Origin of the sequence: Kandleria vitulina DSM 20405 (assembly GCF_000702065.1) — a bacterium.
Lineage (GTDB): Bacteria > Bacillota_I > Bacilli_A > Erysipelotrichales > Coprobacillaceae > Kandleria > Kandleria vitulina.
The window spans coordinates 32,318-49,297 of sequence record NZ_JNKN01000015.1 but is presented as its reverse complement, the minus strand read 5'-3'; the positions used below and the strand labels follow the sequence as shown (position 1 = coordinate 49,297).

At 35.1% G+C, this 16,980-nt stretch carries 19 protein-coding genes; 3 read left to right on the top strand and 16 right to left on the bottom strand.

Annotated features, from left to right (window positions below):
• Nucleotides 1-7 precede the first annotated feature (7 nt).
• Nucleotides 8-166 (top strand): transposase, encoded by a 159-nt coding sequence (locus tag T513_RS11975; protein WP_080703116.1) that lies wholly within the window; start codon nucleotides 8-10, stop codon nucleotides 164-166.
• Between the two features lie 196 nt (nucleotides 167-362).
• Here T513_RS11975 and T513_RS0105265 read toward each other — a convergent pair whose 3' ends face one another.
• The 9 genes from T513_RS0105265 to T513_RS0105225 all read right to left on the bottom strand — a co-directional run bounded on the left by T513_RS0105265 (nucleotide 363) and on the right by T513_RS0105225 (nucleotide 9,580).
• Nucleotides 363-1,091: a MurR/RpiR family transcriptional regulator gene (locus T513_RS0105265; RefSeq protein ID WP_031589279.1), complete on the bottom strand. Its 729-nt coding sequence runs from the start codon at nucleotides 1,089-1,091 to the stop codon at nucleotides 363-365.
• A gap of 46 nt (nucleotides 1,092-1,137) precedes the next feature.
• On the bottom strand, nucleotides 1,138-1,716 hold the full coding sequence (locus T513_RS0105260) for an RDD family protein (RefSeq protein ID WP_031589278.1): 579 nt from the start codon (nucleotides 1,714-1,716) through the stop codon (nucleotides 1,138-1,140).
• A gap of 28 nt (nucleotides 1,717-1,744) precedes the next feature.
• Complete coding sequence (locus T513_RS0105255) at nucleotides 1,745-3,160, bottom strand: 6-phospho-beta-glucosidase (protein ID WP_031589275.1); 1,416 nt, start codon at nucleotides 3,158-3,160, stop codon at nucleotides 1,745-1,747.
• A 2-nt stretch (nucleotides 3,161-3,162) separates the two neighbouring features.
• Nucleotides 3,163-4,503, bottom strand: coding sequence for a PTS sugar transporter subunit IIC (locus T513_RS0105250; protein WP_031589274.1), 1,341 nt, complete (start codon nucleotides 4,501-4,503; stop codon nucleotides 3,163-3,165).
• Nucleotides 4,504-4,635: 132 nt separating this feature from the next.
• Nucleotides 4,636-5,355, bottom strand: coding sequence for a MurR/RpiR family transcriptional regulator (locus tag T513_RS0105245; protein ID WP_031589272.1), 720 nt, complete (start codon nucleotides 5,353-5,355; stop codon nucleotides 4,636-4,638).
• A 136-nt stretch (nucleotides 5,356-5,491) separates the two neighbouring features.
• Nucleotides 5,492-5,755 (bottom strand): metal-sensing transcriptional repressor, encoded by a 264-nt coding sequence (locus T513_RS0105240; protein ID WP_031589271.1) that lies wholly within the window; start codon nucleotides 5,753-5,755, stop codon nucleotides 5,492-5,494.
• A gap of 8 nt (nucleotides 5,756-5,763) precedes the next feature.
• Nucleotides 5,764-8,553, bottom strand: coding sequence for a heavy metal translocating P-type ATPase (locus tag T513_RS0105235; RefSeq protein WP_035876717.1), 2,790 nt, complete (start codon nucleotides 8,551-8,553; stop codon nucleotides 5,764-5,766).
• Nucleotides 8,554-8,624: 71 nt separating this feature from the next.
• Nucleotides 8,625-9,176 (bottom strand): NUDIX hydrolase, encoded by a 552-nt coding sequence (locus tag T513_RS0105230; RefSeq protein ID WP_031589268.1) that lies wholly within the window; start codon nucleotides 9,174-9,176, stop codon nucleotides 8,625-8,627.
• Nucleotides 9,176-9,580, bottom strand: a complete 405-nt coding sequence (locus T513_RS0105225) for a C-GCAxxG-C-C family protein (RefSeq protein ID WP_031589267.1) — start codon at nucleotides 9,578-9,580, stop codon at nucleotides 9,176-9,178. The genes T513_RS0105230 and T513_RS0105225 overlap by 1 nt, the downstream gene beginning before the upstream one ends.
• Before the next feature lie 139 nt (nucleotides 9,581-9,719).
• Between T513_RS0105225 and T513_RS0105220 the strand changes: the two genes are divergently transcribed.
• Nucleotides 9,720-9,935 (top strand): DUF6465 family protein, encoded by a 216-nt coding sequence (locus T513_RS0105220; RefSeq protein ID WP_029071220.1) that lies wholly within the window; start codon nucleotides 9,720-9,722, stop codon nucleotides 9,933-9,935.
• A gap of 110 nt (nucleotides 9,936-10,045) precedes the next feature.
• On the opposite strand, the gene T513_RS12170 is transcribed toward T513_RS0105220, so the two are convergent.
• A complete protein-coding gene (locus T513_RS12170; RefSeq protein WP_029071219.1) occupies nucleotides 10,046-10,555 on the bottom strand; it encodes a hypothetical protein in 510 nt (169 codons plus the stop codon).
• Nucleotides 10,556-10,623: 68 nt separating this feature from the next.
• Nucleotides 10,624-12,387 carry a 1,4-alpha-glucan branching protein GlgB gene (gene glgB / locus T513_RS0105210; RefSeq protein ID WP_031589266.1) on the bottom strand — a complete coding sequence of 588 codons (1,764 nt, stop codon included), beginning with the start codon at nucleotides 12,385-12,387 and terminating at the stop codon, nucleotides 10,624-10,626.
• Between the two features lie 128 nt (nucleotides 12,388-12,515).
• On the opposite strand from glgB, the gene T513_RS0105205 reads away from it, so the two are divergent.
• Nucleotides 12,516-13,025 (top strand): TetR/AcrR family transcriptional regulator, encoded by a 510-nt coding sequence (locus T513_RS0105205; protein WP_051551186.1) that lies wholly within the window; start codon nucleotides 12,516-12,518, stop codon nucleotides 13,023-13,025.
• A 309-nt stretch (nucleotides 13,026-13,334) separates the two neighbouring features.
• Here T513_RS0105205 and T513_RS12655 read toward each other — a convergent pair whose 3' ends face one another.
• The 5 genes from T513_RS12655 to T513_RS0105180 all read right to left on the bottom strand — a co-directional run bounded on the left by T513_RS12655 (nucleotide 13,335) and on the right by T513_RS0105180 (nucleotide 16,968).
• Nucleotides 13,335-13,469, bottom strand: a complete 135-nt coding sequence (locus T513_RS12655) for a DUF4256 domain-containing protein (protein ID WP_201783592.1) — start codon at nucleotides 13,467-13,469, stop codon at nucleotides 13,335-13,337.
• Nucleotides 13,466-13,666: a DUF4256 domain-containing protein gene (locus T513_RS12420; RefSeq protein WP_029073206.1), complete on the bottom strand. Its 201-nt coding sequence runs from the start codon at nucleotides 13,664-13,666 to the stop codon at nucleotides 13,466-13,468. The genes T513_RS12655 and T513_RS12420 overlap by 4 nt, the downstream gene beginning before the upstream one ends.
• 323 nt (nucleotides 13,667-13,989) lie before the next feature.
• The gene (locus tag T513_RS0105190; RefSeq protein ID WP_029070560.1) at nucleotides 13,990-14,811 is read right to left on the bottom strand and encodes a Cof-type HAD-IIB family hydrolase; all 822 of its coding nucleotides are present in this window, start codon (nucleotides 14,809-14,811) and stop codon (nucleotides 13,990-13,992) included.
• On the bottom strand, nucleotides 14,801-15,589 hold the full coding sequence (locus tag T513_RS0105185; protein WP_035876714.1) for a Cof-type HAD-IIB family hydrolase: 789 nt from the start codon (nucleotides 15,587-15,589) through the stop codon (nucleotides 14,801-14,803). The genes T513_RS0105190 and T513_RS0105185 overlap by 11 nt, the downstream gene beginning before the upstream one ends.
• A gap of 71 nt (nucleotides 15,590-15,660) precedes the next feature.
• Nucleotides 15,661-16,968 (bottom strand): replication-associated recombination protein A, encoded by a 1,308-nt coding sequence (locus T513_RS0105180; protein ID WP_173438712.1) that lies wholly within the window; start codon nucleotides 16,966-16,968, stop codon nucleotides 15,661-15,663.
• Nucleotides 16,969-16,980: the final 12 nt, after the last annotated feature.

Genomic DNA, 16,980 nt, shown 5'->3' with positions numbered 1-16,980 from the left:
ATTCGGAATCATCAAGCAGGACTACGGATATGACAGATTACGACGAAGAGGCAATTCCAATGTATCTTTTGAGATATTCATGGTCGCAATCGGATTCAATATCAGGAAATATCACAATATGATTCGTAAAAGAAAGCCGAGCGAAGAAAGCATGAAGTGCTGCTAGAACAGTTATTCACATACTGAAAAACGTTATTCACAGCTATATAGGGATATTGCGCCCAAAAATGGGTGTTTTTTTATGTCTGAATGCCCGTAAACAGATTTTATCTGGCTGTAGGGAGTCAAAGAAAGAAAAAAAGAGCTGGTCCAGCTCAGTGATTATCCATAAATCACTTTACTGGGTCAGCCCCTTTTGACAATCAGATAACGCCAAAGTTTTTTAATTCATTGGCAATTGATTCAATAATATAAGTAACAGGAACTTGAGTAGCCGTAGAAACATGGTCATCTCGACGATAATTGGGAATATAATAACAGATAGAAATATCCGCAAGCTTGGCAACTAAAGAAGTATTGACATTCGTGATGGCGATGATCTTTACCCCCTGTTGCTTTAAGAATGTCATCACCTGAATGGTTTCGGGCGTTTCTCCTGAAACAGATAAAATCACCCCAACTTCTTTTCCAGTATAAATGCCATCCGAGCGATTAGAAAATTCTGTAATACAATAAGCTTTCTTGCCACAGCGATTTAAGACAAGCGCACCCATATTAGCAATTGCACCTGAAATACCTAAACCATAAAAGACAGCTTCACTTGATTGAGCAATCATTTTTGCGGCTGAACGGATCATATCATCATATTCGCTTGAATCTATACGATTAAAGAAATCGAAAATGTAGGTTAAGCTAGTTTCATTAGGTTTGACATAGACGCCTTCATCTGTCTTTAGAACAACTTTCCATTCCGCAAATCCATCATAGCCTAGTTTCTTGGCCACACGGGTAATCATGGCTGGAGAGACATGAATGGCTTCTGAAATATCTTTAAGTTTCATGCTGATGACCTGTGATCGGTGAGCAATTATATATTGGTATATTTCTAATTCTAAATCACTAAGATATTTCATTTTTTCTAAAGTCTTCATAAATCTCTAATTGGAAATCACTTTAATGATTTCATAGTTCCTTTCTTTACTCTTGAGATGCAGATACAACCATTGTATGAGCAACGAGATCATGCAATGCCTGATGCGAATTTGTGATAATAAGAAGAATAATTGTAACAATGCTAATACATAATCCAAATCTGCTGATTATTGAAACATATTTAATATTAATTATAGAGGAAAGCATCTGATGAATTGTTGTTGTGGATGTAAAGAGCGACCCTTCTACTAATGTCATCATAATAATCTGTCTGACAAATAGCTGTACAGGTGTAACTTCACTGCCATCATAGTCTACAACCTTAATACGTGTTATCTTTTTTCCTAATGTCTGAGTGTGCCAAAATAAAGGAAGCAGGTAGTAATAACCAAAGGCTACAGCAAGACAGAGAATTCCTACTATAATATTTGTTGGGAAAGAAAATAACGATAGCTGATTAGGAATCTTTTTAGCCTGTGGATGTAGCATCAAATAAATAATCATCAACGGTAATGATGAAATGACACTTCCAAGATACCAGTCAATTGCATAGGCGATAAATCGTCGTATCAGGCTTGTTTTATTGGGCTTACGATTACGTAAACTTAAAAGTAATTTGTTCATCTTAAACTCTCCTCATTATGAATAATTTCTACAGATCTTCACCATTAGAAGAAATAACTTGTTTATACCAGTAAAAAGAATCTTTCTTAAATCGTCTTAGTGAACCTGTTCCATCATTGTTCTTATCAACATATATGAGTCCATAACGCTTCTTCATTTCCCCTGTTGAAAATGAAACACAATCAATACATCCCCAGATTGTATAGCCAATCACATTGACTCCATCTATTTCAATAGCATCTTTCATAGATTGAATATGCATTCTAAGATAATCAATACGTGATTGATCATGGACTGTTCCATTTTCTAGAAGATCCACTGTCCCAAATCCATTTTCAACAATGAAAATAGGAAGATGATAAAGATCCTCAATTCTATTCAAGGCGTAACGCAATCCATCAGGATCAATGGGCCACCCCCATTTTGTAGAAGAAAGATAAGGATTATCACATAGATCATTGGATTCATCATAATCAAGATTAACATCAGAATCGCCTTTCAAAACGAATGACATATAATAACTAATGCCGATATAATCAACACAGCCATTCTTAATGATTTCTAAATCCTCATCTGTTATATCTAAATGAAAATCTTTTCTTTTAAAGAATGTTTTCATATATGCAGGATAAACTCCACGTGTCTGAACATCCATATACCAAAAGCGCTTATGCGCTGCTCCTAATGATTTAAGCATATCAGAAGGAGCACAGGAATAAGGATAAATGGGTGTCATAGCAATCATGCAGCCAATTTTAAGACTTGGATCTATTTGATGGGCAATGGCAACTGCTTTGGCACTAGCGACAAGCTCATAGTGACTTGCCTGATAAACAATGCGTTCACGATCTTCACCTTCTTCAAAAATAATACCGCTGTTTGTAAAAACTGCACCATCAGAATTATAGTTTGTCTGATTGTTGATTTCATTAAAAGTCATCCAGTACTTTACTTTTTCATGATAGCGTTCTAAACATGTACGAACAAAATTTTCAAAGAAAGTGATCAATTTTCGATTGCGCCATCCGCCATATTTTTCACATAAGGCAAAAGGCATTTCAAAATGGGATAATGTTACAATAGGCTGTATTCCATTTTTTAATAGTTCATCAAAGAGATTATCATAGAAGATAAGCCCTTCTTCATTGGGTGTCTTTTCATCCCCTTTGGGAAAGATACGTGCCCATGAAATTGATGTTCTAAAACATTTAAATCCTATTTCATGAAATAAAGCGATATCTTCTTTATAATGATGATAAAAATCAATGGCCTCATGGTTAGGATAATAACAATGTGCATCAATTTTTCGTGTAATAATTCGTGGTGAATTAACACTACCAGCACTCATCATATCTGCGAGATTAAGTCCCTTGCCACCTTCCCTATAGGCACCTTCTACCTGATGGGCGGCAACAGCTCCTCCCCATAAGAAATCCTGATTCATTTTTAGCTCTCGCTTTCCTTAGCACCTTTCATTAAGGCTGCCTTGTTGCTGGCCATGACGAATGGCAAATAAATAAGTACTGACACACCAAGACAGAGCACGCCAACAACTAGGGACATAAAGTTATTGGCTCCTGAACCTAAGAATGGCGTAAGCACTTCAGGTGTTGTCCAGGCTACTGAATAAGCAATCGGCGGAATAATCTTTACAATCGCGACAGCAAAGTATCCGATCATATCACAAGCAATTGGAGTCAAGATAAATGGAATCAGATACATTGGATTCATGACAATAGGAAGACCAAAAATAATTGGTTCATTAATATTAAAAATCCCTGGAAGAAGTGACATTTTAGCAATAGAATATTGTGTCTTATTTCTACGTCCTACAATAAAGATTGCAATAATCAATCCTAAAGTTGCACCAGATCCACCACCATTGCCAAAGGCATCATTGATAGATGTGAAGTTTACAGGATAAGGACAACCCCAAGCTGAACCATGATGAGCAACATAGACTAAGTTGGCATTTCCTTGTTCTGCCCAAATAACTGAACGTAAAGCACTTAATGTATTTGGACCATGAATACCTAATACCCATAAGAACTGCTGAACCACAACAAACACAAGAATTGTACCCATTGAGTTACCTAACGAAGTCATTGGTGACTGGATAGCGTTATAAATAATAACTTGAATACCATCAGTAGTAACATGTGAGAATACAAAGTTAACAACTCCAGATAAAGCCATAACAATCATGATAGGAATCAATAAATTAAATGACTGCGCTACTGCAGGTGGTACCATATCCGGCATCTTAATTCTTAATTTTTCACAGCGTCCTAATCGACATAAAATTTCAGCAGTGATTAATCCAAAGATCAATGCTACGAATAATCCCTGAGCACCAAAATATGTAGTAGATAGACCTGAACCAGATTTATCTGCAAAATCCTTTGCACCAGGATATAAGATGAAATATACAGCAAGTGAAGTAATACCACATAACACTGAATCACCCTTCATTTCCTGTGCTAGCTGATAAGCAACAAGGAAAGCAATAATCAATGCGATAATATTTGTTGTACCATTAATAACCGAAGATAAAATAGACTGATAACTTGCTAAATTGGGAATCAGTTTATCTAGATGTAATAATGAAGCAACAAATCCGCTTGGATCAAGAAAAACGTAATTGATAAGTAAAACAATTGAACCTGCCATTGTAAGTGGGAAGGTTAATGTGAAAGCATCCCTAACTGCTGCAACATGACGTTGACCGTTAATGACAGCAGCTAAAGGAACAAAATATTTTTCCATGAAATTCTGCATTTTATCCATGAATGTGACATCTCCTTTTCCTTTTTGAAAACGTTTTCTTTTTTATCGACATATTTATCATAATAAATAATCCACAAAAAAGAAAGATGTTCAAACCTTCATTAATCAGCATTCATTCTCTTAAATTTGTAACTATTTTATTACATTTTGTGACATCTCATGCAAATGAAAAGCGAGCTTTTCAATAATAGCCATGTTTACAATTTGAGAAGATTTATTAATAAGATCACGAAGATTCATTTTTAAAGGATAAGCAATAGCATAATCACACATATGTACTAATGTCGAATTCATATTAGCTGTAATACATAAAGACACTGAATCAGGATATTCACTCTTGCAGACATTCAGGATATCAACAAGTTCAATTGTTTCTCCGGAAATGGAAATAAACAGATTCACCCGATGACCTTTAAGAGAATGATTATAATAAAATGGATCATTGGTCGCCCAGGCAATCTTGCCCGCATCTATAAAACGACGAGACGCATACTTAGCGACATAGCCACTATAGCCAATGCCATAAATCATAATAAAATCAGCTTCATATAAAATAGAAGCCATCTCATCAAGTTTATCCGCATAGTAATCTTCTTCTAAACCATTTAAACAAGAAATAATCTCATGACTGTCATAGGACATATCAACAATTGTTTTCTGTTTAAGCGAATGTTTAAAAGCCACAAAATTCATATAGCCCAATTTATGCGCCATGCGATTGATCGTAGCTGTTGATACATGACTTTGATGAGCAAGTTCTCGCATACTCATATAAAGCACTTCTTTTTTATGTTTTAAAATATAATCAAGGGCATCTCTCTCTTTATCACTTAATAAACTATAATCCTCCATCTCTTCCTCCTATTAATATTTTAATAGCATACCTTTTCTAAATATTCAATTATCTTCCCATTATTGAAAACGAGGTCTATATATAACAAATTATTATCTATATATTCCAAAAAAGAGACTGCATTTTTTGCAGTCTCTATTTAACAAGTTTATCAATGACTTTAATCATCTCTTCAATTTTCTCTTCACGCACATCTTCCTGTGTTGCTTCATTCACACAATGACGCATATGTTCAGACAGTATTTCCTTATTGGCTCTATTCAATAATCCCTGTGTCGCCATAAGCTGTGTAGAAATATCAATACAATAGCGATCATCTTCAATCATTTTCATGATGCCATCAATCTGTCCTCTTGCGGTCTTTAGATAACGCAATACTTTCTTTGCATCTGCCTGCATACAATCACCTATGCTTTCTCAATTGATAAGACTTTATAGTCTTCATCTTCAATAGCTTTCTTTAATACTTCATCATCAACTACACTTTGAAGCTTAACATAAGCCTTGCCTTCAAACAATGAAACATCTGCTTCTACACCGTCAAGTTTATTCAAGGCTTTATTGACATGCTTTTCACACATCTTGCACATCATACCTTCAATTATAATGACTTTATCATAATCACTCTGATCATATTTGTGATTGATGCAAATACCCTTAAATTCATATCCTGCTTCTTCAATCGCATTCTTGATCATTTCATCAGTTACAGTATGATTAAAGACTTGAAGATATGCTTCATTGTTTTCTAGTGAAACATGTGCTTCTACATGTTCAATAGCATTCAATGCATTAGATACATGCTTAACACATTTTTCACACATCATACCTTCGATCTTAACGATCTTATCACAGTTTTCTTTATTCATTGTCTTATCCTTCTTTCCTAGAGATTTCTTATCAATTACAGAAACATCTGTATTTATAACATGTTCATTTCTTTTTACACTTTCCTTTTTCACCTTGAACCATCTTAGTCTTAATGCATTCGACACCACAAAAACTGAAGAGAAACTCATAGCTAGTGCTCCAAGCATTGGTGAAAGTTTCCATCCCCATAAAGGATAGAACACACCGCATGCGACAGGTATACAGATTGCATTATAAAATAAAGCCCAGAAAAGGTTCTCTTTAATATTCGTCATTGTCGCATGTGAAAGATCAAGGGCATTAACTAAATCAATCATATCATTTTTCATGAGTACAAGATCTGCAGATTCGATTGCAATATCTAATCCACTAGTGAAAGATACACCAACATGTGCTTTCATCAAGGCTGGCGCATCATTGATGCCATCACCGACCATTGCGACAATGTGGCCTTCATCTTGAAGAGAAGAAATGACTTTCTCTTTATCAGCAGGCAATACTTCTGCCTTGTAATCAATATTAAGCTTAGAAGCTAAAGCTTTAGCTGTTCGATCATTATCCCCTGTTAACATCAAGGATTGAATATGTCTATTCTTAAGTTCAACGATCACATCGCTGACTTCTTCTTTTAATTCATCCTGTAAGGCAAATAGTCCAGCATACTTTCCATCAATACCAAAATAAATGACAGTCTTGCCTTCACTAGAATAGTCTTTTTCTTCATGAACAAGTATACCATGGGATTCCATCATTTTCTTATTGCCACCAATGACCATTACATCATTGATTATTCCTGTAATACCCCCACCAGGTACTTCTGCATACTCATTAACATTAAAGAGTTCTTCATCATGGTAATGAACAATAGCTTCTGCCAATGGATGGGATGAATGAGATTCAAGAGAATAAGCATAAGATAAAAAACGTTCATCGTAGATTTCTACATCAGAGACATGAGGTGTTCCTCTTGTCAATGTACCAGTCTTATCAAAGACAATGGTATCAATCTTGCTTAAGGTTTCTAATGCAACTGCATCCTTTACAAGCAAGCCAAGTTTAGCTGCTCTACCTGTTCCCACCATAATGGCTGTTGGTGTAGCTAACCCTAATGCACAAGGACAAGAGATCACAAGGACAGAGATAGCCATTGTCAATGCGAAATGGAAACTTTCTCCTAGCATCATCCAAGTAATGCATGTCACTATTGCTATAGCGATAACGACTGGAACAAAGTATCCTGAAATAACATCAGCCATTCTGGCAATAGGTGCTTTAGAGTTTCCTGCTTCTTCTACCAAGGCAATAATCTGTGACAAGGTTGACTGATCATTTGTTTTTAATGTTTCAACAACAATACGCCCACTCTTATTGATAGTAGATCCAATAACAAGATCTCCTTCTTTTTTATCAACGGGAATTGATTCACCAGTAATCATGGATTCATCAACGCTTGCATGACCTTCAATGATTCTGCCATCTACTGCGATACTTTCTCCACTCTTTACAACGATATGATCATTGATATTGATATCTTCAATAGAAACAACTGTTTCTTCTCCATTTCTTAGCACCACCGCATTTTCTGGTGCAAGCTCCACCAAGGCATTGATTGCATCACTTGTCCTCTTTTTGCTTCTGGCTTCGAAATATTTGCCTAGCCCAATAAGAGTAAGAATCATTGCGGCTGATTCAAAATAGAGATTCATATGATAATCATGAGCTGCTTCTAAATTAAATCGTCCCATATGATATGCCATCATATAAACTGAATATAATGAATAAACAATTGAAGCAGAAGAGCCAATCGCTATCAAGGAATCCATATTAGGTGCTCCATGAAGAAGTGATTGAAATCCTCCTATAAATCTTTTTCTATGAATAAATACAATCGGAATAAGCAATAGGATTTCAGTTAATGCGAAGATCATCATATTCTCATGACCTAAGAATATCGAAGGAATACCAGGCCAATGCATCATTGATCCCATTGAAAGATAAAACAGTGGAATCATAAATAAAAATGATAGAATCAGATCTTTAAATTGCTTACGCAACTCTTCATCCTTTTTCGCATTTCTTTTTTCAATAGAAGTTCTCATATCCTGATGAATCTCTTCATCTTGTAAACGGGCATCATACCCACCTTTTCTTACAGCTTGAATAATATCTTCAGAAGAAATCTTTGATTCATCATAATTGACTTCCATGTTTTCTGATAGAAGATTAACCTGACAATCAAGAACTCCATCAACGTTCTTTACGCTCTTTGTGACATGTGCTTCACAGGCAGCGCAGGTCATTCCCATAACATCGAATTTCTTTTTCATCTTTACCTCCTACACCCCCTATGGGTATCTTCATTATAACAAATGAACTTTAAAAGTAAAGAAAAAGGCGCTTATGCGCCTTTTAATTGATCATTAAGTTTTCTATAAATATTTTTCTTAAACCATTCTTCACGTGATTTTTCAATAGCTTCTTCCCGATCAAACCAGGCTACTGCCTCGTTTTCATCTGGTTTATTTCTAATTGGAAGCTTATCATCACCTTCTAGAAGATAAGTAACATTAAAATGTAAATGTGAAGACACATATTGTCCATTTTTAATATGTCCATCAACACAAAGAATCTCTACTGAATAAATATCTTCGCTTACTGGTTTGACATCTAGTCCGCTTTCTTCTTTAACTTCCTTGATAGCCACTTTCAGAAGATCATGTTCACCATCCGCATGACCACCAAGCCAAGCCCATGAATCATAGATGTTATGATAAGCCATCAATACCTTTTTACGACCAGGTGAAACAACCCAGGCAGAAGCAGTAAAATGAGCAGACACATTATCACGAAGAAATAGTTCTTCCCCATTCTCTAAACGTCTGATCATCTCTTTTACATCTTTTTCTTCCTGTTCATTATATGGCTTATACTTTCTTAACTTTTCAATCATTACAGTTTGCCTTTTTCTTTAAGAATAGCTTCTACTACTTCAATAGCTTCATAAACCATTCCATCACAATGTGGTTTCTTTTCTTCACCACGTTCTCTGCTTGCTTTTAATAGATCTACACAATTTAAGCAATTGTTATGTTCTTCTTTAAAATGACGATAATAAGCACCAATATTTCTTGGATCATCTACACCAAATAATCCTAAAACCATTAATCCACCTGTGATAGCACCACAGACGCTCCCCATTTTCATTCCACCACCAAAGTTTCTTGAAAAATCATAGGCTGCTTCTTCAGTTAATCCTGCATCCCTAGCAAAAGGAACAAGGACAGCCTGTGCACAATTGTAATGTGGTTCTACAATTGCTCTTAAAGTTTTTGCATGTTCTAAATACTTACTCATAATACACTCCTTATTTTTTACTATTTTATACTAAGAATACTCAATTTTCAATTTCGTTGATGATTCATTTCATTATTATTATGAAAGCCCATTGCAAAAAGTATTATTTTTGCTATTATAAATAAAAGGGGGAATTGCTATGGTACCAAACATTCAGATACAAACAAATTCATTTATTGCCAATGTGCAAGACATTAAAAAAATTATTAAATTACATTTAAAAGCCTCAGATATTACATTAAAATCTATTGATTCATTAGAAATTTACATCTTACCGGAAGATGGTTCACTTTACTATGTAGCAACTACCACCGATCATAGAATTTTCAAAAATGAACAACCTTTATTTGTATGAAAGTAAAAAGAAGAATTAAGAAAGTCTACAGGACTTTGTTAATTCTTCTTTTTTTATTTATTAATCTATAGCTTATAGTTCTTAATAATGTCCATATAAAAAGCAGGAAACTAATCCTGCTTTTCTTCATTCATATTGTTTTCATTGTTCATTTGCACATTGTTTTCATGGTATGGCTGATAATAATTTGCATCAGTATTTACAAACTGATAGTTTTCTTTTTGAGGATCATTTTTAAATTTAAGATATAGATACATTAATGTGGATCCAGTAAAGAATGTGATGCATAAATCTCTTAATAATTCCACAAAACGTGTTCCTACACTGCCTCCACCAACAGCTGTGGAAACTGTCGTAGTTTCAGCAGTTACAGTAGTGGTTGTGTTACCTGAAGAATTATTTGAGGAATTGTTTGAAGAATTATCATTAGAATTGTTAGAATTGCTGTTATTCTGATTGTCTCCATTGCCTGGCAACGTGTTTGGCATATTGCCGCCATTCATATGCATATGTTCAACTGTCTTATTGCCAGATGGCATAATGGCTGTTGTTAATACGCTGCCGGTCCCTCCTACAATCATGATTGCGATAAGAATGTGCATTAATTTGTTTTGTCTCATGTTATTCATCTCACTTTCTATTATCTAGAATAGTGAAGAATTATCGAATAAAAATGTGATTGATTTTGTTAATCTTGTAATTGATAGACCATTCCTGTATATGCTGGAATAGTGATATTATCGCCTGTTTCAATATGATCAATACGATCTCCTTGTCCACTATAGATATGATCATTTGTATTCAACAAGCAAGTGAGCTTTCCTTTTTCTTCATAAAGATAATCTTGAGGTGCATCAGAAAAATTGAAGAAGAAGATCAATGTTTCCTCACTGCATCTTTTAAAGACATAAAGACTCTGTTCTTCTTTTTGACAATCTATCCAGGCAAAACCTTTTTCATTAAAGTCATTCTGATAGAATGCATCATGTTCATTATACAAGCGAATAAGATCTTTATGGAACTGATGGAATGACTGATGCATTGGATAATGCAACAATGTCCAATCCTGTTCACGATATTCATGCCATTCTCTTAACTGTCCAAATTCATTTCCCATAAAGTTAAGTTTCTTTCCAGGATGAGCATACATATAAAGATATAGAGCTCTTGCCTGTGCAAACTTTTCTTCATAAGAACCATACATCTTATCTACGATGGTCTTTTTTCCATGAACAACTTCATCATGAGAAAATGGCAAGATAAAATGTTCATTGTAGAAATACATCATCGAGAAAGTAAGCTTATGATAATGTTCCTTTCTTTCTTCAGGAGTCTTCTTGAAGAAATCCAAAGTATCATTCATCCAGCCTAGATCCCATTTATAATCAAAGCCTAATCCACCCTGTTCAATAGGTGCAGTAACACCCTGATAGCTTGAAGAATCTTCCGCAAACAACAAACAATGAGGAATACGTTCTTTAAGTCCCCTATTTAATGTCTGAAGGAATTTCATCGCTTCTCTGTTCTCTCCTCTTTGAGAATTACCCTGCCAGTAGATAAGATTACCAACTGCATCCAATCTTAATCCATCAAAATGGAATTCATTCAGCCAGTAATAAGCAGAAGAATTTAAGAATGAACACACGTCACCACGTGAATGCTGGAAGTTACATGTCCCCCATTCACTTTTTCCTACTGCATCATTTGGATAATTATAAAGAGGTGTTCCATCAAAGTTATTTAATGCAAAACCATCAATAGCGAAATGTACTGGTACAAAATCAAGAATAACTCCGACATGATTTAAATGACACTGTTCAATAAAATAACGTAGATCATCAGGCTTGCCATAACGTGATGTAGGTGCAAAAAAGCCTGTTGGCTGATATCCCCATGATAAATCATTAGGATATTCATTAAGTGGCATAATCTCAATATAGTTATAAGCCATCTCCTTAACATAAGGAATCAAGAGATCAGCCATTTCTCTATAAGAGTACCAATCTGTTTCTTCAAGCCCCTTCTTTTTCCAAGATCCAAAATGAAGTTCATAGATATTCAACTTTTCATTCTGTAGATCATGACGTGATGCACACCATTCATTATCATGAAAAACATAGTTCTTATTATTATAAACAATAGAAGCATTGGCTGGTCTTACTTCTGCTAAGTAACCATAAGGATCACAATGATCCACAAAAGATCCTCCATGATGAACACGATACTTATACATATGTCCTACTGCCGCATCTTTGACATATACTTCCCAGAATTGTCCATTGCCGACTCTTTCCATTGGAATTTCACGCCAATCTGTAAATTCACCGATGACACTTACACGATGTGCTGAAGGTGCATAGGTTCTAAAGATAACACCACGATCTTGAGTATGTGCCCCAAGATAGCGATAAGCTTCAAATTCCTGACCATTATAAAATGCATTAAAATCCATAATAACCTCCTATTATAGACAACTGTCTATTTTCATTTTATACTATATATTAAAGGAGATGAAAGCGACACCACCAATTATTTTTAAACGTCTAAAAATAGACAAAAATAGAAATGTGTCGGATTTATATGAAAAATCCCAAAAGTAAGCAGGCCATTATTGATACCTATATCGACATGAGAAAAACCACTCCCATTGAAAAAATGACAGTGGTTTCTTTATGCAAAAACGCAAATATCAATAAATCAACTTTCTATGTCTACTATCAGGACATCTTTGATCTTTGTGAACAGGTAGAAGACATCATTGTCGAAAAGATCACCAAATCTATTCGACATCCTGAATTAGCTATCGATCACACTGATATATTTACAGAAGAAGTTTTCAAATCCTATCAGGAATACAATGAATTGATTCATACCCTCTTCTCCGGAAGTCGTCGTAGTGCTCTTCCTGATAAGATTCATCAATCATTGACAGAACTCTTTTTCTCACTAAGACCAGAATATCAGAATAATCCTGAAAAACATATCATGTTTTCCTACATGATCTATGGCAGCTATTATGCCTACATGGAAAATGCAGACTATAATTCCCAATATGTCATTTCAGTGATTAGTGCATTAACAAAAATATAATCAGTGTTTCTTCCTGGTTATAAAAACCACTAACGATAAAAAAGGAGGAAGGCACAATATCAAAAAGATTAAAATAAACATTAAGATAGATAAATTCGTCATAAAAGATGTACTTAGTGTAATTACAAGAAGATAACCAGCATAAGCAACAGCTAACAGAAAAGCAAGAACAATCAGTAAGACTGCTTTTCTATAGCTGTTATTTTTGATGAAATAATCAGTCAATAGCACCATCAAAAAGGAATAAGCAACACTTATTAACAAAAGGTAAATAATAAACACCTCAGATACTATAACCATATATCCTCCTTAAAGTTCAACTATGCAGCGAAAGCCACGTGAACTATAGTGGCTATCAGCTACATTATGAAATGTAAAAACTTCATTGTACCTACGTTCACAAAAAATAGCACCACCAAGACAACGAATTCTTTCAGGTGTCACAACCCAGTTAGATGTAATGTCTGAAGATAACGATATTCTTCTTCATTCATAAGACGAACCCCCATCTTTTCCGCTTCTTCCATCATTGTAAGTGAATGCAATATTTTAGGAGTAAGCTTCTTTTCTACTTCTTCAAATGAAATACCTAAATGTCTTTCCTTGTTTTCAGTAAATCTCTTTTTCAATATATCTATCATAATTATTCTTCTTTCCCATTTTACTATATCTTAAATGCGTTTATGAGGAAGTACTTCATCATGATAGATTCTGATTATCCCCTTAGCTGTCTCATATTAAGACAGTCTATTAGAAAAATGTTCACCAGAATAAATGCCAATATGCTTTTTGTGGCCATAAAATGAATAATATTTCCTCCTTTCCAAAATATAGGCATCTGCCAGCTGCTTCAATCACTTCATGAATAGCTTGTCTTATTTCTTCTAGTCTTTAACGAGCTCTTTCATAATGATTCTATTCCATTATCAACAATAATACCTAGAATCAAAAAAGATCGTGAAACTCACGGTCTTTTCAAGTATAAATCAAAGATATCCTTGATTCCATCATGATCATTATCTCTTGTAATAATATCAGAAATCTCTTTGATCTCTGTACAGGCATTCTCCATAGCGACAGATAACCCTGCTTTCTTGAGTATGCCTTCATCATTGTAAGAATCACCAATCGCAATAGTTTCTTCAATAGGCAGATCAATGAGCTCACAAAGCTTCAGTAATCCATTTCCTTTATCAGTATCCAACGGTGATATTTCAATTGATGTTTCATCTGAATAAGCTAAAGTAAGTGGATAATCTTTTAACTGATTATAAGTCATTTCTCTTTCTTTATCGTTAATATGATAAATACAAATCTTCATGACTTCCCCTTGATGATATCTAATACATTCTTTCATATCTTCAACAGGGACAGATACACGATCAAATAGATCCTGATAAGCACCCATACGATAATATGAAATATCTTTAAGATGAGAACCATAAACAAAAGTATCATCTTTAGTAAGAAGCTGTATCAATACATCCTTCTTAGTAGCCATAGAGATGATTTCATTTACAAGTTCATCTTCCATGCTTCTTAAATAAATATAATCATTCTTCTTGAAATCATAAAGACATCCCCCACTTAAGAGTATGCCATAGCTCAATGTCTCAAGTTCTTCCTGATAATCATTCAATTCCTTAAGACCTCTTCCAGTAGAAAGACAAACATAGACGCCTTGTTCATCAGCTTTCTTCATTGCCTTGTAAGAAGAAGGCAGAATATCTTTATGAGAGTCAAGCAATGTACCATCCATATCCATTGCAATAAGTTTATAATTCATCCTTGATCCACCCAAAATGTACACAAGCATTGTAGATTCCATCATGATCACATGATGTTGTGACATAGCTTGCCCTTTCCTTTAGTTCATCAATCGCATTTCCCATTGCAATAGAAGTCCATTCATTCTTAAACATTGATAAGTCATTCTTTTCATCACCAAAGACAACAACATCTTCAATGTTGCCATGAAGGTGCTCAACCATCTTTCTTATTCCTTTTGCTTTATCGCTAGGTTCGACAAAGATATATTCTTTGTGGAACCTGACCCACGGTACAAGATTCAAAGTCTTCAGCTTATTCTCATCTTCCTTCTCAATAGCGATATAGACCTTATAGATTTGATCATAATCACGGGGATTAAGATGTTCTACACGTTTCGTTTTCATATAAAAATCATGAGTTGCTTCATAAAAACGATCGTCAGGTGCTAATCGTCTGACTTTATTATCTGGAGAAAAAGCCCAGGGAATATTCTTTTCCTGACATTCTTCAATTAAGGCTACACAGTCTTCAAAGTTTAATGGTTCAATGCCTATCAGCTGATCTTCAATGGTAATACCATTCCCCCCATCACTGACCATGTTATGGAAATGCATATTTTCCATCATCTCTTTAGCCATCGCATAGCTTCTTCCTGTTGCAATAGCCACAAAATGTCCTGCTTCTTTTAATTTCTCTAATGTATATTTAGTAGATTCAGGAATATATTGTCTTCCTGGTTGCCCTACTGCCAATGTCCCATCAATATCAAAGAAAAAGTATTTTCTTTTCATCATTGCCTCACTCCTTCAAAAACTATCATACCTCAACATTTCTAAAACAGTGGTGTCTTTTCAAATAAAGAAAGCTATTTACGATGAGCTTTCTTCCATTCCTTAATACGCTTAAGTCGTTCACCGTACTGACTTTCAAATCCCTGCTTGGTAGGTTCATAGTAGACACGATCTTTTAAGCTGTCGGGAAGACACTGCATAGCGGTCATCTTTTCTTCATAATCATGTGCATACTGGTAGCCTTCTCCATAATGAAGTTCTTTCATCAGTTTTGTAGGAGCATTACGAATAGTAAGCGGCACTGGTTCTGCGACCGTCTTTAAGGCATCCTTCTTGGCTTTTTCATAAGCTTTATATAAAGCATTGCTTTTTGGCGTTAGTGAACAATAAACAACAGCTTCACTTAAGTGAACTGAACATTCTGGCATGCCTATAAAATGACACGCCTGATAAGCGGCTACGCATATTTCTAATGCCTTAGGATCAGCCATTCCAATATCTTCACTCGCAAAGCGTGTCACTCTTCTAGCGATATAGAGCGGATCTTCTCCAGCTTCAAGCATACGGGCCAGCCAGTATATGGCGGCATCAGGATCAGAGTTCCTCATTGACTTATGCAAAGCAGAAATCAGATTGTAGTGTTCTTCACCTTTCTTATCATAAAGCAAAGCTTTTTTATTAGTAACCTGTTCAACAATCTCATCAGAGATGACAAGTACACCATCCTTTTCTTCACTGTTAAGAATACACATTTCTAATGTAGATAAGGCACTTCTTGCATCTCCATTAGAAAAAGTCGCAATCGCATAAAGGTACTTCTCATCGAGCTCAATCTTTTGATTATTGAATCCCTTAGGTGAATGCAAGGCATTCTTTAATAGTGTCACGATATCTTCATTAGATAAAGGATGTAGAACAAAAACCTTGCAGCGAGATAATAACGCTCCGTTCACTTCAAATGAAGGATTTTCTGTCGTTGCCCCGATTAGAACAATGCTGCCTTTTTCAACAAAAGGCAAAAAGGCATCCTGCTGTGCTTTATTGAAACGATGAATTTCATCTACAAAGACAATGGTACGTACACCATATTTACAATTTTCATCTGCTTCCTTCATGACTTTACGAATATCCTTGATACCACTTGTGACCGCTGAAAAAGTAATAAATTCAGAATGTGTCTGGTTAGCAATTATTCTTGCCAAAGTCGTCTTGCCCACCCCTGGTGGTCCCCAGAAGATCATAGATGTTATACGGTCATTCTCTATCAAAGAAGAAAGCACCTTATTTTTGCCAATAAGATGCTTCTGTCCAACAAAGTCATCCAATGTTAATGGACGCAACCTTTCTGCAAGAGGCTGCATCATATCAAAGTGTTCATTCATTTTCATCACCAC